The organism is Micromonospora sp. NPDC000442 (assembly GCF_042898635.1).
Classification (GTDB): domain Bacteria; phylum Actinomycetota; class Actinomycetes; order Mycobacteriales; family Micromonosporaceae; genus Micromonospora.
This window is the reverse complement of the sequence record NZ_JBIAYZ010000001.1, coordinates 335,604-360,327: the sequence shown is the minus strand read 5'-3', so window position 1 is coordinate 360,327 and position 24,724 is coordinate 335,604. Positions and strand designations below refer to the sequence as shown.

The 24,724-nt window shown below is 71.6% G+C and carries 19 protein-coding genes; 9 read left to right on the top strand and 10 right to left on the bottom strand.

The window, feature by feature from the left end; genetic code table 11:
• Positions 1-35: 35 nt before the first annotated feature.
• On the bottom strand, positions 36-1,034 hold the full coding sequence (locus ACFY2A_RS01760) for a hypothetical protein (protein WP_387167110.1): 999 nt from the start codon (positions 1,032-1,034) through the stop codon (positions 36-38).
• A 125-nt stretch (positions 1,035-1,159) separates the two neighbouring features.
• Between ACFY2A_RS01760 and ACFY2A_RS01755 the strand changes: the two genes are divergently transcribed.
• The 8 genes from ACFY2A_RS01755 (at position 1,160) to ACFY2A_RS01720 (ending at position 14,551) form a co-directional block, all read left to right on the top strand.
• Positions 1,160-2,449: an adenylosuccinate synthase gene (locus ACFY2A_RS01755; protein WP_387167107.1), complete on the top strand. Its 1,290-nt coding sequence runs from the start codon at positions 1,160-1,162 to the stop codon at positions 2,447-2,449.
• 205 nt (positions 2,450-2,654) lie between these two features.
• A complete protein-coding gene (locus tag ACFY2A_RS01750) occupies positions 2,655-3,593 on the top strand; it encodes a type IV toxin-antitoxin system AbiEi family antitoxin domain-containing protein (protein WP_387167103.1) in 939 nt (312 codons plus the stop codon).
• A gap of 84 nt (positions 3,594-3,677) precedes the next feature.
• Entirely contained in the window at positions 3,678-4,928 is a 1,251-nt protein-coding gene (gene purD, locus ACFY2A_RS01745; protein WP_387167101.1) for a phosphoribosylamine--glycine ligase, read from the top strand.
• Positions 4,929-5,411: 483 nt separating this feature from the next.
• The gene (locus ACFY2A_RS01740) at positions 5,412-5,909 is read left to right on the top strand and encodes an RNA polymerase sigma factor (protein WP_387167097.1); all 498 of its coding nucleotides are present in this window, start codon (positions 5,412-5,414) and stop codon (positions 5,907-5,909) included.
• Positions 5,906-6,502, top strand: coding sequence for a hypothetical protein (locus ACFY2A_RS01735; RefSeq protein ID WP_387167094.1), 597 nt, complete (start codon positions 5,906-5,908; stop codon positions 6,500-6,502). The genes ACFY2A_RS01740 and ACFY2A_RS01735 overlap by 4 nt, the downstream gene beginning before the upstream one ends.
• A gap of 139 nt (positions 6,503-6,641) precedes the next feature.
• On the top strand, positions 6,642-7,274 hold the full coding sequence (locus ACFY2A_RS01730; protein WP_387167091.1) for a hypothetical protein: 633 nt from the start codon (positions 6,642-6,644) through the stop codon (positions 7,272-7,274).
• 142 nt (positions 7,275-7,416) lie between these two features.
• Positions 7,417-9,438 (top strand): flotillin family protein, encoded by a 2,022-nt coding sequence (locus ACFY2A_RS01725; RefSeq protein ID WP_387167088.1) that lies wholly within the window; start codon positions 7,417-7,419, stop codon positions 9,436-9,438.
• Entirely contained in the window at positions 9,431-14,551 is a 5,121-nt protein-coding gene (locus ACFY2A_RS01720) for a DNA repair ATPase (protein WP_387167085.1), read from the top strand. The genes ACFY2A_RS01725 and ACFY2A_RS01720 overlap by 8 nt, the downstream gene beginning before the upstream one ends.
• An 84-nt stretch (positions 14,552-14,635) precedes the next feature.
• On the opposite strand, the gene ACFY2A_RS01715 is transcribed toward ACFY2A_RS01720, so the two are convergent.
• The 4 genes from ACFY2A_RS01715 to ACFY2A_RS01700 form a co-directional block, all read right to left on the bottom strand.
• Complete coding sequence (locus ACFY2A_RS01715) at positions 14,636-15,781, bottom strand: serine hydrolase domain-containing protein (RefSeq protein ID WP_387167082.1); 1,146 nt, start codon at positions 15,779-15,781, stop codon at positions 14,636-14,638.
• A 96-nt stretch (positions 15,782-15,877) separates the two neighbouring features.
• On the bottom strand, positions 15,878-17,440 hold the full coding sequence (locus tag ACFY2A_RS01710; protein WP_387167079.1) for an AMP-binding protein: 1,563 nt from the start codon (positions 17,438-17,440) through the stop codon (positions 15,878-15,880).
• A gap of 20 nt (positions 17,441-17,460) precedes the next feature.
• Complete coding sequence (locus tag ACFY2A_RS01705; protein WP_363921314.1) at positions 17,461-18,675, bottom strand: acyl-CoA dehydrogenase family protein; 1,215 nt, start codon at positions 18,673-18,675, stop codon at positions 17,461-17,463.
• Between the two features lies 1 nt (position 18,676).
• Positions 18,677-19,129, bottom strand: coding sequence for an SCP2 sterol-binding domain-containing protein (locus ACFY2A_RS01700; RefSeq protein WP_387167076.1), 453 nt, complete (start codon positions 19,127-19,129; stop codon positions 18,677-18,679).
• Positions 19,130-19,196: 67 nt separating this feature from the next.
• Here ACFY2A_RS01700 and ACFY2A_RS01695 point away from each other — a divergent pair, with 67 nt between their 5' ends.
• Positions 19,197-19,832 carry a TetR/AcrR family transcriptional regulator gene (locus tag ACFY2A_RS01695; RefSeq protein WP_387167073.1) on the top strand — a complete coding sequence of 212 codons (636 nt, stop codon included), beginning with the start codon at positions 19,197-19,199 and terminating at the stop codon, positions 19,830-19,832.
• A gap of 14 nt (positions 19,833-19,846) precedes the next feature.
• On the opposite strand, the gene ACFY2A_RS01690 is transcribed toward ACFY2A_RS01695, so the two are convergent.
• From ACFY2A_RS01690 to ACFY2A_RS01670, 5 genes are all read right to left on the bottom strand, one after another.
• Positions 19,847-20,461, bottom strand: coding sequence for a DedA family protein (locus ACFY2A_RS01690; RefSeq protein ID WP_387167070.1), 615 nt, complete (start codon positions 20,459-20,461; stop codon positions 19,847-19,849).
• 54 nt (positions 20,462-20,515) lie between these two features.
• Entirely contained in the window at positions 20,516-21,814 is a 1,299-nt protein-coding gene (locus tag ACFY2A_RS01685) for an adenylosuccinate synthetase (protein WP_387167511.1), read from the bottom strand.
• A 158-nt stretch (positions 21,815-21,972) separates the two neighbouring features.
• Positions 21,973-22,932 (bottom strand): hypothetical protein, encoded by a 960-nt coding sequence (locus tag ACFY2A_RS01680; protein WP_363921325.1) that lies wholly within the window; start codon positions 22,930-22,932, stop codon positions 21,973-21,975.
• 10 nt (positions 22,933-22,942) lie between these two features.
• Positions 22,943-23,917, bottom strand: a complete 975-nt coding sequence (locus ACFY2A_RS01675; RefSeq protein ID WP_387167067.1) for a serine/threonine protein kinase — start codon at positions 23,915-23,917, stop codon at positions 22,943-22,945.
• Positions 23,914-24,666, bottom strand: a complete 753-nt coding sequence (locus ACFY2A_RS01670; RefSeq protein WP_363921329.1) for an NUDIX domain-containing protein — start codon at positions 24,664-24,666, stop codon at positions 23,914-23,916. The genes ACFY2A_RS01675 and ACFY2A_RS01670 overlap by 4 nt, the downstream gene beginning before the upstream one ends.
• Positions 24,667-24,724 lie beyond the last annotated feature (58 nt).

The following is a 24,724-nucleotide window of genomic DNA, read 5'->3' as shown; positions in this document are numbered from 1 at the left end:
CCGACCCCGGCCTCCGCTGCGCCGGCCGGGTCAGGTCAGGCCGTCCAGACCGCCCAGGCACCCGGCTCGGTCCACCAGGACCGTTTGCGCGTCAGCTTCCCCGCCACGCCGTCGTCCAGGTACGGCAGCGCCGCCTCGTCCCGAGGCAGCACCGACGTGGCCCGGCCCCGGGCCCGCCGGACCTCCAGGCGTACCCGGCGGCGACCCAACCGCGACCGGGTGACCACCGGGACGGCCACCGCCACCTCGACCAGGCCGTCGGTCGGGTCGGGCCCGGCCAGCAGCGCCACGTCGTCGAGCCGGGCGTACCCGCCCGCGTTTCCGATCGCGCAGGCGAGCAGCGGTTCGTCGCCGTTGGACAGCACGGTGTCGTCCACCTCGACCCGGCCGCGCCAGGGCAGCGGGGTGCCGTCCTCACCGGCCGCGCCGAGCAGTGCGCCGTCAAGCGTCACCGAGCCGCCGTCGTGGCGCAGCAGGTCGAGCCGGCGTGGTGTGCCGTCCAGCACCGCGGCGGCGACCGCCACCGGGTCGCGGGCCAACCCGAGCTGCGCGGCGAGGTCGCGGTGCGTCGTGCTCCGGGCCGGATCGAGCGGCAGTACGCCGACCGGTGGCAGGTCCGGCACGGTCCGGTTGCCGGCCAGGTCGGTCGGGCGGCGACTGGGCGGCGGCGCGTACCGCCGGACCATACGGCGGAGCACGGCGCGCAACTGTGCGTCACCGGCCACGGCGACCACGAGCCGGGTCTTGGCATCGGGGTCCGGCCAGGTGAGGCCGTCCGGTCGCGGCGGCCCGTCCAGCCGGGCCAGCACCTCGTCGATCTCCGCGTCCGAGCGGGCGGTCACCGTCTCGACCCGGGCACCCCGGGCGGTCAAGGCATCGGAGCAGGTCAGCACCGGTACGCGCGGCGTCTCGCAGCGTTCCTCGCGATCCTTGGCGGCGTCCGTACCACCACCACAGCAGGCTTCGCCGCTGCCACACCCGGCTCCCGGAGCATCCCGCTCCGAGCCGAGGGTGAGCAGCACCACGTCGTACACGGGTAGCTCCTCCTGCTGTTCCCGACGCGACCCCTGCCGGTCGTGCCGTCACTACTTGTTAACCTGACACCCCGGGCTCGCTGACCGGTCGCCATCTGGCACCCGAGCCTTCTGGAGGCGAGAAGATGCCAGCGATCGTGCTCCTCGGCGCTCAGTGGGGCGACGAGGGCAAGGGCAAGGTTACCGACCAGCTGGGTGAGCGGGTCGACTACGTCGTCCGCTTCTCCGGCGGCAACAACGCCGGTCACACGGTGATCACCCCGGACGGGCAGAAGTACGCCCTGCACCTGATGCCGTCGGGTGCGCTCTCCCCGAACGCCGTGATCGTCATCGGCAACGGTGTGGTGGTCGATCCGAAGGTGCTGCTCAGCGAGATCGACGGCCTGGCCGAGCGGGGGGTGGACGTGTCCCGGCTGCGGATCTCCGGCGACGCGCACCTGATCATGCCGCACCACCGGGCGCTGGACCGGGTGGTCGAGCGGTACCTGGGCAGCTCGCGGATCGGCACCACCGGACGGGGCATCGGTCCCGCGTACGGCGACAAGGTGGCCCGGATGGGCATCCGGGTGCAGGACCTGCTCGACCCGGGCATCCTGCGCAAGAAGCTGGAACTCGCGCTGCGCGAGAAGAACCAGGTGCTGTTCAAGGTCTACAACCGCAAGGCGATCGACGTCGACGCCACCATCGAGGAATACCTGGAGTACGCCGAGCGGCTCCGGCCGTACATCGCGGAGACCCGGGCGATGCTCTGGGACGCGCTGGACCGTGGCGACACGGTGCTGCTGGAGGGTGCCCAGGCCACCATGCTCGACATGGACCACGGCACGTATCCCTTCGTCACCTCGTCGAACCCGACGGCCGGCGGAGCGTGCGTCGGCGCCGGCGTTCCGCCGACCGCGATCACGAAGGTGATCGCGGTGAGCAAGGCGTACACCACGCGGGTCGGTTCCGGACCGTTCCCCACCGAGCTGTTCGACGACAACGGTCAGCACCTGCGCAAGGTCGGCCACGAGTACGGCACCACCACCGGCCGGGAGCGCCGCTGCGGCTGGTTCGACGCGGTCGTCGCCCGGTACGCCTGCCGCCTCAACGGCGTCACCGATCTGGTGATCACCAAGCTGGACGTGCTCACCGGGCTGCCCACCGTCCCGATCTGCGTCGGCTACGAGATCAACGGCAAGCGGGTCGACGACATGCCGATGACCCAGACCGACTTCCACCACGCCGTCCCGATCTACGAAGAGCACGACGGCTGGTGGGAGGACATCACCAAGGCGAGGACCGAGGACGACCTCCCCGAGAACGCCAAACGGTACATCGCCCGCATCGAGCAACTCTGCGGAACCCGCGTCAGCGTCGTAGGCGTAGGCCCCGGCCGCGAAGAAAACGTAACCCGCCACCCCCTCCTCCCCTAAACCCCACCCCACCCCACCCCACCCCCACCCCCACCCCCACCCCCACTCACCTCCGCGTTGATCATGGAGTTGTTGCCACCAGTGCGGCGTGTCCAAGGCAATAACTTCATGATCAACACGTCGGATGGTCGAGTTATCCACAGGGCGGGGGTGGGTTTTCCACAGGGGGTTTAGTCGATCTCCATCGCCCGGGACAGTCAGCCGGGTGGATGCGTTGACGGTGGTCCGACGGGTGGCGGCCACACAGGATTCAGTGATCACGTTGGCCCAGGCGCGTGCCGCCGGTCTGACCGTGCACGAGGTGCATCGTCTATGCCGCGCGGGCCGGTGGCGCGTAGTGGCCAGGGGTGTCTACCTGGTGGATGCTGAGCTGCACGATGGAGTGCCACGCCGGGCGCGGATCAGGGCGGCGGTCGCGTCATGTGGCCCCAATGCCGCCGCAGTGCTGGCGACGGCCGCCGAGTTGTACGAGATCGCAGGCGTCCGCAGATCGGAAGAAATCCATGTTTCGGTTCCGAGTGTCGCCGCGAGACCGACGAGACCGACCGACCCTCGGGTGACGCTGCACCAGCTTGCGATCAAGCCGACCGAACTCGTTGCGGTCGCCGGGATCGCTGCCACAAGACCGGTACGCACGGTCGCCGATCTCATCCTGAGGCTGACCCGCTATCCGGCGGTGTGCCTCGTCGACTCGGCGCTCAACCGGGGGTTGATCAGAGACGAGGACCTGCCAGACATTCATCGCCTCATCCGGGGGCGGCGCGGGGCGGTGGCGGCCCGTGGCTACCTTGCCGAGGCGGATTGCCGGGCACAGTCTCCGCTGGAGACGCGTACCCGATTACGGTGCGTCGACGGAAAGGTCCCGCCCGACGTCCTTCAACTGGAGGTGCGAGATCACGACGGCTATCTGCTTGGCATCGGTGACCTGGGTTGGCGGCGGCATCGGATCCTCGCGGAAGCTGACGGGAAGGGGTCGCACAGCGGCCCCGACCCTGTCTTCGCCGACCGCCGTAGGCAGAACCGACTGCTCAACGCAGGCTGGGCCGTTCTTCGCTTCACCTGGGCCGACACACTCCACGCCGACTACATCCCCTGGACCGTGCGCCAAGCCATGCAGGTAGCCGCCCCTCGTGACCGATCATGAAGTTGTTGCCCGACTTACGGCGTGTCGGAAGCAATAACTTCATGATCAACGGGATTGGCGGTGGGGTCGGTAGGATGACTCGGCGTGCGGGTTCTTCTTCTTGGTGGCGGTGGGCGGGAGCATGCGCTCGCGCTGAGGTTGGCCGATGATCCGTCCGTCGAGGCGCTGTTCGCGGCGCCCGGTAATCCGGGGATCGCGGCGGTGGCGGAGTTGCGGGCCGTCGATCCGGTCGATCCGGTGGCGGTGGCAGGGCTCGCCGTCGAGGTGGGCGCGGACCTGGTCGTGATCGGGCCGGAGGCGCCACTGGTCGCCGGGGTGGCCGACGCGGTCCGGGCCAAGGGCATCGCGGTCTTCGGGCCGTCGGCCGAGGCGGCCCGGTTGGAGGGCTCCAAGACCTTCGCCAAGGAGGTGATGACCGCCGCCGGTGTCCCCACCGCACGCGCGTACACCTGCTCCGACGAGGCGAGCACGGCCGCCGCGCTGGACAGGTTCGACCCACCGTACGTCGTCAAGAACGACGGGCTCGCCGCCGGTAAGGGCGTGGTGGTCACCGACGACCGCGCCGCGGCTGAGGCGCACGCGCGTGAGTGCGGCCGGGTGGTGATCGAGGAGTACCTCGCCGGTCCCGAGGTGTCGCTGTTCGTGGTCACCGACGGCGAGACCGCGGTGCCGCTGCTGCCGGCACAGGATTTCAAGCGGGTCGGTGACGGCGACAGCGGCCCGAACACCGGCGGCATGGGGGCGTACGCGCCGTTGCCGTGGGCGCCGGCCGATCTGGTGGACGAGGTCATGCGGGACGTGGTGCACCCGACGCTGACCGAGCTGCGTCGCCGGGGCACGCCCTTCTCCGGCCTGCTCTACGTCGGGTTGGCGATCACCGCCGACGGCCCCCGGGTGATCGAGTTCAACGCCCGCTTCGGTGACCCCGAGACCCAGGTGGTGCTCGCGCTGCTGGAGACGCCGCTGGGTGGGCTGCTGCACGCCGCCGCCACCGGCTCGCTGGCCGACCATCCGCCGCTGCGCTGGCGTACCGGCGCCGCGGTGACGGTGGTGGTCGCCGCCGAGGGTTATCCGGCGGGGCCGCGCACCGGCGACGTGATCACCGGCGGCGAACAGCCCGGCGTGATCCACGCGGGCACCGCCCGCCGGGCCGCCGACGGCGCCCTGCTCTCCGCCGGTGGCCGGGTCCTCTGTGGTACGGCCACCGGCCCGGACCTGGCCGCCGCCCGGGACGCGGCCTACCAGGTGGTAAGCGGCGTCACGCTGTCCGGCTCGCATTACCGCCGGGACATCGCCGCCGCCGCGGTCGACGGACGGATCTCCCTTCCGGTCTGACCGGAGCCCGGTGGCGGCTCCGGACACCGGTGCTGTGCTGGTCCACGCCGGCACCGCCCGCACGCCGGCCAGTGCCGTCGCCACCGCCGCGATCAGAACCGCCGTGGTGCCTGTCTCCGCTCTCCGCCGCGACCGGGCCGTCGGTCGTGGCGCTGTTCTCCGTTGTGGCTGCACAGGCCGTGGCCGGCGCGCCAGCGGTCCCTTTGGTGCTGCTTCACCACCAATCGACCCGGTGGCCGTGCTGTGCGCCATAGGGGGCGCATGCCGACATTGACTTGTATGCCTCTCGGGGCGACCGACCCGCCCTGGTCGTTGTTACTGTCTGCCCAGGTCGAGAAGGGACACTGCCGGTGTGTCTTCTCGGTGCTGACGGTGCTCGTCCCCGCGCTGTCGTGAGGCGTTCCGCCCGTCGGTGAGAACCGACGGGCGACACTGCAACTCGACGCACCGGTGGTGGCGTTTCTTACCGGTGAGGGAGGTGGGATGGACGCCGACGATTTCGAGACGTTCGTACGCGATTCCGCGCCCGCGCTACGTCGGTACGCACGCGCCGTCACCGCCGATCCGGAGCAGGCTGAGGAACTCCTCCAGCGGACCTATGTACGGATGGCCACGGCATGGCATCGCCTCCTGGCCGAGGGCGGACCATTGGCGTACGCGAAGGTCACGATGGTGCGCCTGCACGTGGGTCGGCTGCGGACGATCGTCCGGTGGGCCCGGTCGGCCCCGGTCGCCCCGTCGGTGGCTGCCGACGAGGTCGGCCGGGTGGACGAGGGCCGGCTGCGCCGGCTGCTCGCCGGGCTTCCCCCGTTGCAACGGGTCGTACTGGTCATGACCTATCTGGACGACCTGGACGACGAGTCCATCGCGGCGGCGCTCGGGCGCCGCCCGGCGACCGTCCGGTCGCTGCGCCATCGCGCCCTGCTGCGGACAGGGCTGCCGACCGCCCGGGTACGCGCGGCACGGGAGGTGGCGGGATGACCGATGTCCGGGACGCGCTCCGCGAGGTCTGGAACGCCGATTCCGGCCCGCCCGCCCAGGATCCGCTGCCGGCGGTGCGGGCCCGCCTGCGTCGTCGCCGCAAGCTTCGGGCCACCGCCGCCGCGCTCGCCTCGTGCGCAGTCGTCGGGATGGCGGTGTTCATGGCCGCGACCGCACGACACGACGAACCTTCACCACCCGTAGCCGGGCCACCTGCCAGCCCGGTCGTACCCGAGCTGCGGGGCCTGCCGCCCTACCTGCGGCCGGTCGATGCCACGGACGCGGTGCTGCGGATGGCTCGGCCGGAGGTGGTGCCGAGCGGCACCCGGTCGGCGTACGAGGGATCCGGCCCGGTGTCCCGGGTGGTGGTGGTGTTCGACTTCGAGGCTCCGCGTGGCCTGCCCGGCACGCCACGCGAGGTGACCGTCCCGACCCGTGCCGAGGTACTGGCCACGGATGAGCCGGCGACGTCCACGGCGTACCTGTCGGCGTGGGCCCCGGACGGGCGCTGCTGGTTCATTGCGGTGACGGCGGCCGAGGCCGAGATCCGGTCGTCGACGTTGGACGCCCTCATCGAGGCGAATCTCGGCTGAGAGCGACCGCCGGTCGCTGACCCTGACCGGTCAGGCCGGCGGGATCAGCCGATCGGCCACCGTGGGGCGTTGACAACCCGTGTCACGATCATCGTGCCGGTGGCTGGCCAGGACCCATCGGTACGGGGAGGAGGACGCGGTGACCGGCTTTCTCGGCGCAGCGCTCAGCTTTCCCACCGTGCTGTTCAGCTTCCTTCTGGTGGTGGTCGTCGGCTACTGGTTGCTGGTGTTGACCGGCGTGCTGGATCTGGGCGACGACCTCGACGTCGACGGCGTGCCGGGCACCGTGCTGGCCGGTCTCGGTCTGGGCGGTGTGCCCAGTGCTGTCATCTTCTCCCTGCTCGTGGCGGTGGCATGGTTCGTCAGCCTCGCCGGCACCGCACTGCTCGACGGCCTCGGGCTCGGCTCCGGCACCCGGATCGCCGTCTCGGTAGGTGTCCTGCTGGCCGCCGCGGCCTGCGCCTGGCTGGTGACCCGCCTGGTCGCGGTGCCGTTGAGCCGGCTCTTCCCGACCGAGACGGACGCCACCCGGCACGCCTTCGTGGGTCGCCTCTGCATCGTGCGTACCGGTACGGTCACCGCCGACTTCGGTCAGGCCGAGGTGACCGCGGCCGACGGTTCGTCGGCGGTGGTGCAGATCCGGCAACCGGGCGAGGAGCGGATGCCGGCCGGCAGCTCCGCGTTGATCTACGACTACGACACCGACGGCGAGTTCTTCTGGGTGATGCCCGCCGGACCCGCCTTCGACCCGATGAGACACATCCCCGAATAGTTCACCACCAACCCGCGAGGGCAGCCGGTCTCAACCCCCTTCCGCCGGCCCGCCCCACGCTGCCCCTGAGCCGCCCCGAAAGGAGGATGCGCGGCGCCCCGCCCGGCCCGTCGGCCGGTCGTCACCGCACGCGCGCCCAGCCATGGATGTCATCACCACCGGTATAGGTGTACTCCTCGCCGTCGTCCTGCTCGTCGCGCTCGGCGTGGTGTTCATGGTCAGCCGGCTGTTCCGCAAGGTCGAGCAGGGCAAGGCCCTGATCGTCTCCAAGGTCCGGCGGGTCGACGTGACCTTCACCGGCGCGGTCGTGCTGCCCGTTCTGCACAAGGCCGAGATCATGGACATCTCGGTCAAGACGATCGACATCGAACGGACCGGAAACGAGGGTCTGATCTGTCGCGACAACATCCGGGCCGACATCCGGATCACCTTCTTCGTCCGGGTCAACAAGACCGTCGAGGACGTCATCAAGGTGGCGCAGGCGATCGGCACCGCGCGCGCCAGTGACCGGGAGACGCTCCAGGAGCTGTTCAACGCGAAGTTCTCCGAGGCACTCAAGACGGTCGGCAAGCAGCTCGACTTCGTCGACCTCTACACCAAGCGCGACGAGTTCCGCGACCAGATCATCCGGGTGATCGGCACCGACCTCAACGGCTACAGCCTGGAGGACGCGGCGATCGACTTCCTGGAGCAGACGCCGATGGCGCAGCTCGACCCGAAGAACATCCTCGACGCCCAGGGCATCCGGAAGATCACCGAGCTGACCGCGCTGGAGCACGTGCGGACCAACGAGTTCCGCCGCAGCGAGGAGAAGGAGATCACCCGGCAGAACGTCGACGCCCGGGAGGCGATCCTGGAGCTGGAGCGCCGGCAGGCGGACGCCGAGGCCAAGCAGCGCCGCGAGGTCGAGACGGTACGGGCGCGGGAGGAGGCCGAGGTCACCCGGGTACGCGCGGAGGAGCGACTGCGGGCGGAGACCGCGAACATCCGTACCGACGAGCAGTTGGGCGTCCAGCACGAGAACCGGGCCCGGGAGATCGCGGTCGCGGAGAAGAACCGCGAGCGGGTCATCGCCATCGAGACCGAGCGGATCGAGAAGGACCGCATGCTGGAGGTGATCGGCCGGGATCGGGAGACCGAGCTGAGCACGATCGCCAAGGACAAGGAGGTAGAGGCCGAGAAGCGGGCCATCGCCGAGGTGATCCGGGAGCGGATCGCGGTGGAGAAGACCGTGGCCGAGCAGGAGGAGAACATCAAGCGGCTGCGGGTGGTCGAGGAGGCCGAGCGGACCCGGCAGGCAGTTGTCATCCAGGCCGAGGCCGAGGCGCAGGAGAACCTGGTCAAGGACATCAAGGCGGCGGAGGCCGCCGAGGCGGCAGCGAAGCACAAGGCCCGCGAGGAGCTGGTGCTGGCCGAGGCCCGGCAGCAGGCCGCCGAGCTGGACACCCGGGCGAAGATCCGGCTGGCCGAAGGCGTCCAGGCCGAGGCGGCAGCGGCCGGCCTGGCCGAGGTGCAGGTCCAGGAGCGCAGCGCCGAGGCGATCGAGAAGGTCGGGCGGGCCGAGGCCGCCGTCGAGCGGGAGAAGGCCGTGGCCGCCGCCGAGGCGGTGCGCGAGAAGCTGAAGGGCGAGGCCGAGGGTCTCACCGAGAAGGCCGCCGCGATGGCCGCGCTTGACGACGCGACCCGGGAGCACGAGGAGTACCGGCTGCGCCTGGAACTGGAGAAGGAGGTCCGGCTGGCCGGGCTGGACACCCAGCGTCAGGTCGCCGAGGCGCAGGCCAAGCTGGTCGCCACCGGCCTGGAGAAGGCGAACATCGACATCGTCGGCGGGGACAGCATCTTCTTCGACCGGCTGCTCAGCTCGATCTCGTACGGCAAGAGCGTGGATGGTTTCGTGGCCCACTCGGACGTGGCGAAGAACCTCGCCCAGCCGTGGCTGGACGGCACCGCCAGCTTCACCGACGACCTGGCCCGCATGATCGGCTCGATCGACAGCGCCGACGTGCAGAACCTCACCCTCTCGGCGTTCCTGATGCAGCAGATGCGCTCCGGTGGCGCGGACAAGGGCAAGCTCCAGGAGCTGCTGAAGGCCGCGCAGCGCCTCGGCGTGGCGGAGACCCCGGTCGCCGCCCTCACCGGCCCACGGCAGCGCGCCGGTGAGTGAGCCGACCGCCGGTCCGGCCACCGTCGGGCGTACGCCCGGCGACGCCGGACCGGCCTCGGCCGCCCCGGATCCGAGCGGGCCGGGGGCGGCGGACGCCGGTTCCCGGCCGGGACTGGACGACGGTAGCTACGAGGTGCTGCGGCGGCGGCTCGCCACGCAGGCGGCCGAACTCGGCCGGCGGGCGGAGGCGCTCAACGCCCGGCGGCTGGAGGTCTTCGGCAGCACCGAGCTGCGGCTGCTGAGCACCGAGCGGATCCGTACGGAGCACAACTGCGTACCCCGGGACATCGTCTCGGTGGGTGGGCTGATGCTGTTCGGCTACAACGTCTTCATCGGGTTGAAGCCGGAGACCTCCGTCGACGATGTCTTCTCCCTGCACCGGTTCAGCCGCGAGCCCGGCGAGCCCGGGAAGCCCGGCGAGCCCGGGAAGCCCGGCGAGCCCGGGAAGCCCGGCGGGGGCGGCGGGCCGGAGGTGGCCGGGTTCCGGTTCGACGAGGCGGGCCACGACGAGCTGCCCGGTCTGCTCCGCGACCCGCAGTTCGTCCGCGACTTCGGTGAGCTGTACCGCTACTACCGACAGGCCCGCCTGCTACAGCTGCGCCGGGTCGACGGCCGGTTGCTGGCGGTTTTCCAGACCGGTCCACGCACCGAGGACATCCGGGTGCTGCGGTGGCGGGTCGGCGTCGACGGCGTGCCCGAGTATCTGGACAGCCGGGGCGAGCGGGACCACGTCTTCCCACCGTCGCACGACTTCGAGTGGACCGAGACGACCCGCGAGGACCACGTCCTCGGCCGGCACCCGCACATCTCCATCGACGGCCAGGTCTTCGTGGAGACGGTCGGCGGCACGCTGACCGTGAAGGTGGAGAACAACACCGAGGTCGGCGAGGGCGTCTACAGCGAGCCGGTGGACGAGCCTCTGCAGAGCCTCGCCGACGCCGACGTGCACTGGGCCCGGGTGGGCCCGCTGATCCTGCTGCGGCTGCGGCCGTACAAGGAGACGCAGTGGCGGCACCTGGTGTTCAACACGCTCACCCGGGAGGTGGTCCGGCTCGACGGCATCGGCGTCGCCTGCCAGCGGCTCCCGGAGGACCACGGCATCATCTTCCCGGGCGGGTACCACCTGGTCACCGGCGTCACCCGGACGTTCGACACCGACGTCGCCGACCTGGAGTTCGAGCGGGTGGTGCGCTCGCCCAACGGCGAGGACGTGCTCTACGTCTTCCACGCCCGCGCCGACGGTCGCACCCTGCTGCTGCCGTACAACGCGATCCGCAAGGAGGTGGCCGCGCCGATCCCGTGCCACGGGTTCTCGCTGTTCGACGACGGCACGCTCGTGGTGTTCCGGGCGGTGTCCGAGGAACCGACCCGGGTCCACCCGATGCAGGTCTGGCAGACGCCGTACGTCTCGGACGCGTACGCGGCGGCTCAGCCGGCCGGCACCGGACCGCTGGAGCGGGTCGGCAACGCCGATCTGGTACGCGGCATCTCGGACTGCCTGTCGGCGGCCCGGATGGTCGACGGCACCGCCACCGCCGGGGTCTACGAGGCGCTGATCGCCGCCTGCGCCCGGATCGCCGACCACTACCACTGGCTCGGCGAGGACGAACTCGGTGACCTGGCCACGCCGTTGGCCGGGCTGCGCCGCACGGCCGCCACCGTGCTTGAGGAGCATGAGAAGGTCCGTACGCTCACCGAGCGGGCCCGCGCCGAACTGGACGACAGCGCCGAGCAGATCGCCTCGCTGGCCCGCCGGGCTCGGGGCGAGGCGCCGCTGACGGCCGACGACTGGGTCACCCAGTTGGGCGGCCTGCGCCGCGCCCGGGGACACCTGGAGACGCTGCGGGAACTGCGTTACGTCGACCACGCCCGGATCGACGAGTTGGCCGGTCGACTCGACGAGGAACTGGCGGCGGCCGGTCGTCGGGCGGTGGAGTTCCTGCGCCGGGACGAGGCGTTCACCGGTTACCAGCAGGAGGTGGAGCGGCTCGCCACGAAGGCGGCCGAAATCGGCACCGTGGCTGAGGCGGGCACCGTCCGCGACGAGCTGGCCGCGCGTACGGATGGACTGCAGACCATCACCGACGTGGTCGGCGGGCTGGACATCGCCGACGCGACGGTCCGCACCGGCATCCTGGGCCGTGTCGGCGAGGTGCTGGGCGCGGTCAACCGGGCCCGCGCCGTGCTCGACAAGCGCCGCCGGGAGTTGGCCGCTGCGGAGGGCCGGGCCGGCTTCGCCGCCGAGTTCGCGCTGCTCGGGCAGGCGGTGACCGGTGCGCTGGCGGCGGCGGACACCGCCGAGCGGTGCGATGAGCAGCTGGGCCGGCTGCTGCTGCGGGTAGAGGAGTTGGAGTCCCGCTTCGGCGAGTTCGACGACTTCCTCGCCGAGCTGGCCACCCGGCGCACCGACATCTACGAGGCGTTCTCCTCACGCAAGCAGGCGCTGCTGGACGAGCGGGCCCGCCGTGCCGACCGGCTGGTCGCCTCCGCCGAACGGATCCTGGTCAGCGTGCACCGGCGGGCCGGCACCCTCGGCTCGCTCGACGAGATCAACACCTACTTCGCGGCCGACCCGATGGTGGACAAGCTGCGCGCGGTGGTCGAGGAGCTGCGTACCCTCGGCGACGCGGTGCGGGCCGAGGAGTTGGACGGCCGGGTCCGCGCCGCCCGCCAGGAGGCCGGACGTGGCCTGCGCGACCGCCTCGACCTGTACGCCGACGGCGGCGAGACGATCCGGCTGGGCCGGCACCGCTTCGCGGTGAACACCCAACCGATCGACGTGGCGGTGGTGCCGGCCGAGGGCCGGATGGTGGTGGCGGTGACCGGCACCGACTACCGTGCCCCGGTACGCGACGAGGAGTTCCAGCAGACCCGGCGGTTCTGGGACCAGCTACTGGTCTCCGAGTCGGCGCAGGTGTACCGGTCCGAGTACCTGGCCACCTCGATCCTGGCCGCCGCCGAGGCCGGCCGCGACGGCCTCGGCCTGGACGAGTTGCACACGGCGGCAGTGGACGCCGACGGGCTGCGGGACCTGGTCCGGCGGATCGCCGAGACCCGCTACGACGAGGGATACGACCGCGGCGTGCACGACCACGACGCGGCCGAGATCCTGCGGGTGCTGCTGCGCCTGCACGCCGGTGCGGGGCTGTTGCGCTACCCGCCGGCCGACCGGGCCGCCGCCCAACTCTTCTGGCGGTACGCCACGGACGAGCCGGCCCGGTCGACCTGGACGGCGCGTGCCGCCTCGCTGGCCCGGGCCCGGGCGCGGTTCGGTCGCCCGGACGGTGCGGACGCCGCCGACCTGCTCTGCGGCCAGTTGGCCGAGGCGGTCGACGATTTCCTGCGCGGCGCCGGCCTGCCGGTGCCTCCGGGCGGGACCGCGGTGGCGGGCGAGTACCTCTTCGGGGAACTCGCCGCACCGCCGGTGCGGTTCGTCACCGGCAGCGGCGCGCGTACTCTGCTGGACCGGTTCCGCCGGGCGCTCGGCGGCCCGCAGTCCCGTTCCTCCCGCGAGTTCGACGACGACCTGCGGGCACTCGGTGACGACCTGGCCGGTCGGTACCAGCTGATCGAGGCGTGGTTGACGGCCTTCCTGGCCACCGACGACGGTGGCCTGTCCGGTTACGACCTGCCGGAGGCGGTCGCCGTCGAACTCTGCGGCCCCGACCTGGCCCGCGAGGACAGCGCGGCGACGATGACGGAGACGGTCGTCGACCTGCTCGGTGCGCATCCGCGCATCGAGGGCTCCACCCTCGACGTACGGCTGGACGAGACGCTGGCCCGGACCCGGACGTTCCGCACCGAACTGGTCCCGGCGTACCGGGACTACCAGCGGCGCCGCAACGCGCTGGTGGAGGTCGAGCGGGAGCGACTGCGGCTGGAGGAGTACCGGCCGAAGGTGATGAACGCCTTCGTCCGCAACCGGCTGCTCGACGAGGTGTACCTGCCGCTGATCGGCGACAACCTGGCCCGGCAGCTCGGCGCGACCGGCGACGGCAAGCGCGTCGACCAGTCCGGCCTGCTGTTGCTGATCTCGCCGCCGGGCTACGGCAAGACCACCCTGATGGAGTACGTGGCCAGTCGGCTCGGCCTGGTCTTCGTCAAGGTCAACGGGCCGGCCCTGGGGTCGAAGGTCACCTCGCTGGACCCGGCGGAAGCGCCCGACGCCACCGCCCGGCAGGAGGTCGAGAAGATCTCCTTCGCCCTGGAGCTGGGCAACAACGTGCTGCTCTACCTGGACGACATCCAGCACACCAACCCGGAGCTGTTGCAGAAGTTCATCTCGCTCTGCGACGGGCAGCGCCGGATGGAGGGCGTGTGGGAGGGCCGGACCCGCACGTACGACCTGCGCGGCAAGCGGTTCGCGGTCTGCATGGCGGGCAACCCGTACACCGAGTCGGGGAAGCGGTTCCGGGTGCCGGACATGCTCGCCAACCGGGCCGACGTGTGGAACCTCGGCGACGTGCTCTCCGGCCGGGAGGAGGTTTTCGCGCTCAGCTACGTCGAGAACGCGCTCACCGCGAACCCGGTGCTGGCACCGCTCTCCGGCCGGGACCGGGCCGACCTGGAACTGCTGGTGCGGATGGCCCGGGGCGACGACACGGTCCGCGCCGACCAGTTGTCCCACCCGTACGAGCCGGTGGAACTGGAACAGGTCGTCTCGGTGCTGCGCAAGCTGCTGCGGGTGCAGCAGGTGGTGCTGGCCAACAACCAGGCGTACATCGCCTCGGCGGCGCAGTCCGACGACGCTCGCACCGAACCGCCGTTTCAGCTCCAGGGGTCGTACCGGAACATGAACAAGCTGGCCGAGCGGATCGTCCCGGTGCTCACCGACGAGGAGTTGGAGGCGGTGATCGACGACCACTATCTGGGCGAGGCACAGACTCTCGCGGCGGGCGCGGAGGCGAATCTGCTCAAGCTCGCGGAGCTGCGCGACCGACTCACGCCGGAGCAGGCCGCCCGCTGGGCCGAGGTGAAGGCTGCCTTCCAGCGCTCGCGGGCGCTCGGCGGTGCCGGGGACGACCCGCTCGACCGCGCGGTGGGTGCGCTCGGCCTGCTCGCCGACCGGGTCAGCGGCGTCGCCGCCGCCATCGGCCGCGCCACCGACCGCTGATCCCTGATGTCAGGCAGGGTCCCTTGCTGACGGCCTCGGCTGCCGCAGGGGGCTCTGCCTGACACTGCGGTGTCGCGGTTGGCCTCAGGTGAGCGCCAGGACGGCGGCCAGCACCCGCTGGACCAGCGCGGACTGACCCTCGGCCTTGGCATCGGTCGGGCTGGCGGCGAAGACGAACCGCAGGCCACCGTCGTCGAGGGCACCGATGGCCGCCTGGTAGCCGTATCGGGCGCCGGACTTGCCCCAGAACACCCGGCCGTCGGGCAGTCGGATCGAGGAGAGGCCGCCGTTGCTGTACTCCGCGCCCGCCCACGGGTGGGTGAACAGCTCACGTTGCTGCGCGGGGGCGAGCAGCCGGCCATCGAACAGGGCGGCGGAGAACCGGTCCAGGTCGGCGACGGTCGAGATCAGGTCGCCCGAGGCGGGCGTGAAGGTCTGACTCCAGCGCGTCGCGTCCACCAGTTCGGTCAGGCCGTCGCGGTTCACCTGCTGATAGCCCCGCACGTGCGGGCCACGTATCCCGGTCGCGACGCCTGGGGCGTACGTGTCGCGTAACCCGAGCGGCCGGAAGATCCGCTGCCGCATCTGCTCCGAGTACGACGAGCCGGTCACCCGCTCGATCAGGATGCCGGCGACGATGTAGCCCATGTTCGTGTAGCGCTGGGCGTCGCCCGGGGTGTAATCCGGCGGGTTCGTCAGCGCCCTGCGAACGATCTGCTCGGGAGTCCAGCGGTCGAAGCGGTGCTGGAGTTGCCAGTCCAGTCCGTCGGGCAGGACGGGGCTGGGCAGACCACTTGTGTGGGCGAGTAACTGCCGTACGGTCACCGTCGGCCAGGCGGCCGGGATCAGGTCCGGCAGGTACGGGCGTACCGGCTCGTCGAGGTCCAACTGGCCCTCCGCCACCAGTTGGTAGACCACGACGGCGGTGAAGACCTTGGTGACGCTGCCGATCCGGATCCGGGCCTCCGGCGGCACCGGTGCCGAGGAGCGCAGGTCGCGTACGCCGAAGGTGTCCTTGAAACAGCCGGTCGGTGTGGTGACCCGCAGTTGGACGCTGGTGTTGGTGAGCTGGGGGTCGGGGATGTCGCCGACCGCCGCTACCAGGCTCGTGGAGTCGAGCGTGCCGGCAGGGCAGTCGCGGTGGGCGGCACCCGCGGGTGCCGCCAGGGTGCCGGCAAGCAGTGCGCCGACCGCGACCCCGGCGACGAGATTGCGTCTGGTGAGTTTCATGGGGCGAGCCTGCCGAGCCGGCAGGGCGGGAGGTATCCGGATTCCACCCGACCGACCCCTGAGGACGCTCCCGTAGGGGCAAGTCTCCCGTCGAGGTCAGCCGTAGTAGCGGCGTAGTTCGCGGGTGAGCACCTTGCCGGTGGCGTTGCGAGGCAGGTACTTGACGAAGACGACGTCGCGGGGGACCGAGAAACGGGCCAGGTAGTGCCGGACGTACTCGCGGACCGCCTCGGTGTCGAGGGTCTCGCCGGGGTGCAGGGCGAGGAAGGCGGCGAGCCGCTGGCCGTAGTCGGGGTCGGGTACGCCGATGACGGCGGCCTCGCGTACCTGGGGAAGTTGGGCGAGCAGCTGTTCCACCTCGGCGGGGAAGACGTTCTCGCCACCGGAGACGATCATGTCGTCGGCGCGGCCGTCCACGAAGAGCAGTCCGTCGGCGTTGACCCGGCCGAGGTCGCCGGTGTCGAGCAGGCCGTCGCGCCGATCCCGGTCGGGGCCGGAGGTGTAGCCCTCGAAGAGCATCTCGTTGCCGACCAGGATCCGCCCGACCCGGCCACCGGGCACCGGCTGGCCGTCGTCGTCGACGATTTCCAGCCGGGTCCCGTGCGGCGGCCTGCCCGCGGTGGTGGGTGCCCGGCGCAGGTCGGCGGGGGTGGCGATGGAGGCCCAGGACGCCTCGGTCGAGCCGTACAGGTTGTAGAGCACGTCGCCGTAGGTGTCCATGAACGCCGCCGGCAGCCCGCCGGGCAGCGCCGAGCCGCTCACGGCGACCACCTTCAGCGGTGGTAGGTGCTCCGGCGCGGGCAGCTCCATCAGCCGTTGCAGCATCACCGGCACCGCGAACAGTGCCTGACACCGATGCCGCACCAGGTCGTCCAGGGTGGCGGACGGGTCGAAGCGCCGGTGCAGCACGATGGTGGCCCGCAGGGCGAAACAGACCTGTAGGGCTGCGTACCCCCAGGTGTGGAAGATCGGGGCGGCGATCAGCACCCGGTCCCGGACGTGCAGCGGGATCCGGTCGATGATGGACACCAGCGGGCCGAAGCCGTTCGGGGTGGGCCGACGGGCGCCCTTGGGCACGCCCGTGGTGCCGGAGGTGAGCACGATGATCCGGCCGTCCCGCTCGGGCGGGTGGAGCTCGCCGGGGAGGGCGGTGGCGATCAACTCCGCCCGGGCCTGCTCGTCGAGGCGGTGCAGCTCCGCCGGCAGCCCGAGGGTCCGCTCGGTGAACTCGTCGTCGTGCACCAGGACGCGTAGCCGCTGTTCCTCCGCCACGGTGGCCAACTGCGCCGGGGAGAGCCCGGTGTTGACAAGCACGGCGTCGGCGCCTAGCAGCGTGGCGGCGACGACGGTCTCGATCAGGCCGGGGTGGTTGCGGCAGAGCACGGCGACCCGGTCGCCGGCCTGGACGCCGAGTGCGGCGCGCAGCGCGCGGGCGAGCCGCATGGACCGGTCGAGCAGTTCGGCGTACGTCAGTTCGTTGCCCTGCTCGTCGATGACCGCGACCCGGCCCGGGTCCCGGGCCGCCGCCTGGCGCAGTTCACCGGCGAGGCTCCAGCCCCATTTCCGCAGCGCGCTGAGCTGGGATGCGACGCGGATCGGGCGGCCCGGGGCGAGCAGGCCCCGCCGAGTCAGCGTGGTGACGATGAACGGCAGGTCCATGCCCGCGTACCTCCTGGCGGTCAGCGGATCTGCATCCCGGAGATCGCCCGGGAGATGACCAGTCGCTGGATCTCCGAGGTGCCCTCGAAGATGGTGTAGATCTTGGCGTCGCGGTACCAGCGCTCGACCGGGTGGTCCCGCAGGAAGCCGGCGCCACCGAGCAGCTGGACCGCCTTCTCGGTCACCGAGACGGCCACCTCGCCGGCCTTGAGCTTGGACATCGAGCCCTCACCGGCGGTGAACGGCCGGTTGTTGCGGCCCATCCAGGAGGCCCGCCAGACCAGCAGCCGGGCGGCGTCGATCTCCATCCGCATGTCGGCAAGCGTGAACGCGACCGCCTGGTTGGTGATGATCGGCCGACCGAACTGGACCCGCTCCTTCGCGTAGTCCAGGGCGTACTCGTAGGCGGCCCGGGCCACGCCGAGCGCCTGCGCGCCGACGGTGGGTCGGGACAACTCGAACGTACGCATCGCGGCCTGGCCGGAGGCGCGTTGCCCGGAGCGGGCGCGGGCCAGGCGTTCGTCGAGCGCTTCCTTGCCGCCGAGCAGGCACCGGCCCGGTACCCGCACGTCGTCCAGGAAGACGTCGGCGGTGTGCGAGGCGCGCAGGCCGAGTTTGCGCAGCTTGCGGGTGGCGCTCAGCCCGGCGGTGCCGGGCGGCACGACGAACGCGGCCTGTCCCCGCGAGCCCAGTTCCGGCTCGACCGAGGCGGTCACCACGTGCACGCCGGCGATCCCACCGTTTGTGGCGTACGCCTTCTGTCCGCGCAGCACCCACTCGTCGGTGGCTTCGTCATAGCTGGCCCGGGTACGCATGGCGGCGACGTCGGAACCGGCCTCCGGCTCCGAGGAGCAGAAGGCGGCGACGGCCGGGGAGTCGACGTCACCGAAGCACTGCGGCACCCATTCGACGAGCTGGTCCGGGGTGCCCGCGCCGTAGATGGCGGCGACCGCGAGCGAGGTGCCGAAGATGCTCAGCCCGATGCCGGCGTCGCCCCAGAACAGTTCCTCACTGGCGATCGGCAGCGACAGCCCGGTGGGGTCGGCCCAGCAGGTGGCGAGGAACTCGAAGCCGTAGAGCCCGACCTTCGCCGCTTCCCGGATGACCGGCCAGGGAGTTTCCTCGCGGGTGTCCCATTCGGCCGCGGCTGGGCGCACGACGTCGCGGGCGAAGCCGTGCACCCAGTCCCGTAGATCCCGCTGTTCCTCGTTCAGGTCGAGCGAGAACTCGACCATGTCAGGCCTTGGGGATGTCGAAGAGGTTCGCGATGTTGGCGGCCAGGCCCAGGTCGCCCTTGGCCTTGAGCTTGCCGGTCATGAACATCATGACCGGGTTGGCGCCGCCGGAGACGACCTTCAGGAACTCGACCGGGCCCAGGGTCAGGCTCAGTCGGGGGTCGTGCTGCGGGGTCTCGTTTACCGTGCAGGTGCCGTCGGCGATGACCACCTCGTAGGTGTCGGTGCCGCCGTCCGGGGCGCCGGTGATGTTCCAGTGGATGACCGCGTTGGTGGAGCCGGCCCGGTCGGCGCGGAACAGCTGCGGCATCCGTCCGAAGACCTCGCCAAGGATCTTGCCGCGCAGGTCGCCCGACATCACCTCGGCCAGCTTGCTCTCCGGGGTGTTCTTGACGAGCTGGGCGAACTCCTTCGGGCCGACGTTTGCGAAGTTGGCCGGGTCGAAGTCAGTCATGGGAAGGCACCTCTCGGACAGTGGCTACTCGTGCGTAACCTTACGCACGGGTAGGTATGCTCGCAAGGTGTCCACCGGCCCCGCCTTCAAGCGCCTCCCGCGCGCCGTACGGCAGCAGCAGATGCTCGACTCCGCGGTGCGGATCTTCTCGCGGCGCGGCTACCACGGCGCCAGCATGGACGAGATCGCCGAGGTGGCGGGCATCTCCAAGCCCATGGTGTACGCGTACCTGGGCACCAAGGAGGAACTCTTCGTCGCGTGCCTGCACCGCGAGGGCACCCGGATGATGGAGGCCATCGCCGGTGCCGCCGCCCCCGACCTGCCCGCCGACGAGCGACTCTGGCGCGGGTTGCGGGCGTTCTTCGGCTTCGTCGGCGCGCACCGGGACGGTTGGGCGGTGCTCTACCGGCAGGCCCGCGCCGAGCATCCGTTCGCGCGTGAGTTGACCGTGATGCGGGCACGGCTGGTGGAGGTGGTCGCCGGGATGCTCGACCACGCGCTGCGCGCCGGGGGGCGGGAGGTGGCCGACACCGAGTTGGAGGTCGTCGCGTACGCGCTGGTCGGCGCGAGCGAGTCACTGGCCGACTGGCTGGCCGACCATCCGGAGGCCGACCCGGAAAAGACCGCCACCCAAATGATGAACGTCGCCTGGCTCGGCGCAGGACAACTGCTGCGCGGCGTGACCTGGCGCCCGCCCGGGTGACCCCGACCGGACTCTCAGCGTCGGGCGGCCCGGCGATGGCCGCGGCGGCGCAGCCCGCGTGCCAGCTGCACCAGCAGGGTGACCGCGATCGACAGGCCGATCCCGGCCAGGATCCCGTAGACCGGCTCACGTTCGAAGGCCAGCCCGCCGAAGAGGCCGAGCAGCACGCAGTAGAGCGCCCACGTGCCAGCGCCGACCAGGTCGTAGAGCAGGAACGGGCGCAGCGGGTAGCGCACCGCGCCCATGGTCAGGGTGACCGCCGTCCGCCCGCCGGGCAGGTACCGGGCGGAGGTCAGGATGACGCCGCCGTGCCGGCACACCGCGCGTCGTGCCCACTGTGATCCGGCTCGGCGTCGACTGTCCTGCGGCGAACGATCCAGACGACCTGAGCCGCCGCCACGCCCGATCGCGTAGCTGACATGGTCGCCGAGCACGGCACCGAGCATGGTCGCCACGATCACCACCACCAGATTCGGCTCGCCGCCGGTGGCGAGCACGGTGACCGTGATGACCGCCGCCTCGGCCGGCACCAGCGGGAAGATCGCGTCGATCGCGGTGAGACCGAACAGCAGCAGATACACCCACGGCGAGGTGAGTGTGTGCCGGAGCAGGTCGAGCGCGGCCTCCATGGGTACATGCTCGCCGCCGGGCGGACGCATCGGGGCGGGACGGACGGATCACCGCTAATGGGGCCTTCCACCCGTTGCCACCGGCACCCGGGTGGCCGTACCGCCGTCCGTACGGACGGTGTCGAGCTGGGCCGTCCGCATCCGCTTGTCCTCCGCCGTGGGTCCGTGGGAGGTGAGCACGACGGGTACGCCAAGCGCCTGCTCCACCGCGGTGGGCCAGTCGGCTGGCGGAGGGGCGTCGTACACCGGTCTGGTCCGCAGCAGACGGGCGGTGAGCGTTGCCTGTCGGTCGAGGTCTCCGGGTGGACCCGGCACCAGCCCGTCCAGGTCGGCGTAGCGGTCGCAGATCCGCAGGTCGAGACCCTGCCCCACGAGATCCAGGTGGGTCAGCGCCAGGCCGTCGACCCCACCGGTGACCGCCAGGGCGTACGCGTGGGCGACGGCGTCGAAGTGGCCGAACCGGAAGCGGCCCTGCCACGGGTTCGTCGGGTTGTGCGGTTCGGTCAGCCCGAGCGCCGGTTCCTCGGTGACCAGCGGTCCCGGCCCGTGTCTGGTGGTGACCGTCCGCAGCACGCCGAGCCGGGTCGCCGATCCGGCCAGCCCGGCCTCGGCCAGCAGCGCCTCGGCGTTCGCGGTGGTCGTGGTGCTCCAGGTCGTGTACGGGTGGAAGCCGTGCCACTCGTCCAGCAGCACTCCCTGTGCACCCTCGAACACGCAGGTCCCGGCACGCAACTCCCCGGCGAGCCAGCCCCGGTCCACGATCGCCACCCGCTCGGCGAAGGCCCGGTACGCCGGCAGACAGTCGGTTACCGGCGGGGCGTCCAGCGGGCCGAGTTCCGCGCTGAGCCGGTCCCGTAGCGCGGTCAGCCGGCGGCGCAGCAGCTCCGGGCTGCGGCAGTCCGCCACCCGGGGCGCCTGGTCGGGGTGGGCGAGACCGTACGCGACGGCCTCGCCCACCCCCAGCCCGCAGGAACCGTGCCGGTCGGCTCCACGGGCCAGCTCCCGGGCCCGATTCGCGGCCCGGTGGTACGGGGTGGCCAGCAGCGCCTCCCCGTCCACGGTCAGCCGGTCGAGCGCGTCGGGTACCCCGACGGCGGCGAGGTGGTCGGCCTCGGCGGCCAACGCCAGCGGGTCCACCACCACGTGGCGGGACAGGTGGGTGCGCACCCCCGGGCGGAAGGTGCCGGCCCCGAACTGGGCGAACGTGTGGTGCCGGCCGTCGCGCAGGACGACGTTGTGTGCCGCCTGCGCACCCCCGTTGAACCGCACCACTGTCCGCACCGGCCGGGTCGCGCAGAGCCAGTCCACGACGGTGCCCTTCCCTGCGTCGCCGTACCCGAGGTCGACCACGATCACGTGCTGGCCGCGCGGCCCCCTCGCCGCCGGCCCGCCGGTCGACCACCCGTCCGGCACGGCCGCCGCCGTACCGCCCGGCCGTCGGGCCGCCGCCATCGCAGCCGCCGTCCCGCCGGTGACCGCGTCGCCCGGAACCGCACCCGCCGCCGGCCGGGTCACAGCCGGACCACTCCGCGACCGGTGGTACGGCCGGCCGGCAGCTCCGACACCTCGGCTCGTGATTCCCCGTCCAGCCGGGCGAGCGCCTTCGACACGGTGCCGGTGGCCGACGAGCCGGCGCGGTCCAGGTCCCGCAGACCCTGGTCAAGGTCGATCGCCTGCTCGCCGAGGCCGACGGTGAGCGCGATGGTCTCGCAGACCGCAGCGAGATCGTCCAGTTCCAGGGCGTGCTGGCCGAGCAGGTCGCGCCAGAAGTCGAGCACCCGGCGGTTGCCCGAGTAGTGGCTGCCGGCGGGCAGCAGGTAGTAGGTGTCCCAGCGGCGGGTGACCTCGTCGACGATCTGCCGCAACGGCACGTCCTCGCGCGGGTCGTCCTCGATCAGCCGGCTCACCTCGGCGGCCTTCACCTGCGGGTACGCCAACTCGTCGCCGATGACGAACAGGTAGCCGCGCCGGCCACGCTTCTCCCAGCTGTCGGTGACCGTGCGCCGGGCCATGAAGTACAGCGCCAGCTCGTACGACTCCCGCATCTGGCCGCCACCGCCGCCCTCCAGCACGATCCGGCCGAGGTCGTCGTCCATCCGGTTGTCGGACTCGAACTGCCCCACCTGCAACGGCACCCGGTCACAGGTGGCGTCCCCGATCGCACCGAACATGACCTGTGGGTCGCGGGCGTAGCCCTGGCGCAGCAGCAGCCCCAGCAACTGCGGCAGTTTGGCCTGGAGAACGCGGGGCACATGCCCCATCGAGCCGGTCACGTCGAACAGGACCGCGACGGGGGTCGACTGGGGGTGCTCCGCGCTGTCCCGGCTCTCCCGTACCGCGCCACGCGGGTCCAGCGCCGGGTGCACCACCCGGGCCCCGCTGTCGCTGTAGGAGAAGGCGCTGGTGCCGGTGGCCCGGCGGTAGCGGTCGGCGGCGTCGTAAACATCGGTGGACCATGCTCCGCTGCCCATGGCAGCCTCCTTAGGGGTTGAGGGTGAAGGGGCGGAAGGTGCGCGGCCCGTAGAGGCGGTGCAGCACCTCGTCCAGTTCCCGCAGCAGCAGCCAGGCGTCGTCGGGGCGGCTGCGCAGGAACCGCTGCCGGCAGCCCTGGGCGAAGTCGAGCAGCTGGCGCGGGGCCCGGCGGTCCAGCAGCCAGGTCATGCAGCGGGTGGCCATGAAGATGTCGGTGCCCGGCCCGCACGGCTGACGGTTGGGAACCTCCGGCGGGTACCAGGTGTGGTGGTCGGGCACCATTGCCGGCACGGTGCCGCCGGGCTCGGTGGAGAAGCACCAGTCGACAAGCACCAGGCCGTGCGCGTCGGGGTCGATGAGCACGTGCGACGGCAGCACCGCACCGTGCACCAGGCCCGCCCGGTGCGCCAGGCCGAGGGCGACCAGGAGCCGTCGCCACATCCACGCCACGTCACGGGCGTCCAGCCCGTCCGGATAGGCCCGCCGTACCTCGACCAGACTGTGGAGGCCGGGCGCGCTGCCGAGCACCGTGATCCGGCGGTCCGCCCCGGTGTCGGGTTCGCGGTGGGTGAAGCTGTCGACCAGTCGGGGCACGTACGGCAGCCAGCGTGGGTCGCCCCGCTCGGCGAGTGTGCGCAGGGCACGCTGCTCGCGGGCCATCAGATCGTTGTCGGCCGCGTCGCGAGGCAGCTTGAGCAGCCGGTCGGCACCGACGTCGTACAGGTCGGCGAGATCGCCCGAGTACGCGGGCCGCCCGCACCGGTAGCCGTGCAACACGGTGACCCGCCGGGCCCGCCAGCGGCTGGTGACCCGGAGGAAGGCGTCGGTGGCGGCGGCCCGGATCCCCGGACCGGCCCAACCGAGCCGGTCCGGGTGCAGGGCACCGACGAGTTCCCGGTAGCGCCGCTCCGGCGCGTCGCCGCCGAACAGCTCGTCGTCGTCGCGGGCGGCGGTGACCAGGCGGATCGCCTCGTCGGTCCTCATCGCACCGTCTCCTCACGCGCCGGGCGCAGCAGCGCGGGGTGCAGCAGCCGAGCGTCTCCGGCCCGGTAGAGCCGGGCACGCGGGCCGCCTCGGGTGCCGCCGCGCTCGGTGCTGGCGCCGGTGCTCTCCACGAAGCCCGGCACCGAGAGCACCTTGCGGTGGAAGTTGCCGGCGTGCAGCTGGTGCCCCCAGACCGTCTCGTAGACGGCGCGCAGCTCCCCGATGGTGAACTCGGGTGCGAGAAAGCGGGTGGCCAGCGGGGTGTATTCCAGTTTGGAGCGCGCTCGCTCCAGCCCGTCGGCGACGATCTGGCCGTGGTCGAAGGCGAGTTGCCGGTTGGCCAGCTCGGCGACCGGCACCCAGGCCGCCTCGTCGGCGTCGGTGCCGGCCGTCGCGTCCGGCAGGTCGGGGGCGAAGGCCAGATGGGCGATCGAGACGATCCGCATCCGGGGATCGCGGTCGGGTGCGCCGTAGGAGGCTAGTTGCTCGACGTGGACGCGGCGCAGTGGCTGGCCGTCGAGGCCGGTCTCCTCGGCCAGCTCCCGCCGCGCGGCGACAGCCAGGTCCTCGTCCGGCCGGACGAAACCGCCCGGAAGGGCCCAGAGGCCGGCGTACGGCTGCTCGCCGCGTCGGATCAGCAGCAGGTGCAGGGCGTCGTCGCGGATGGTCAGGGCGACGATGTCGACCGTTACCGCGACCGCCGGATAGGCCCGCGGGTCGTAGGCGGCGAGGAAATCCTGCTCGTTCACGCTCGATCACTCTCACTTCGAGAATATCTCTGGTTGAGAAGAACTTAGCGGAAAAGAG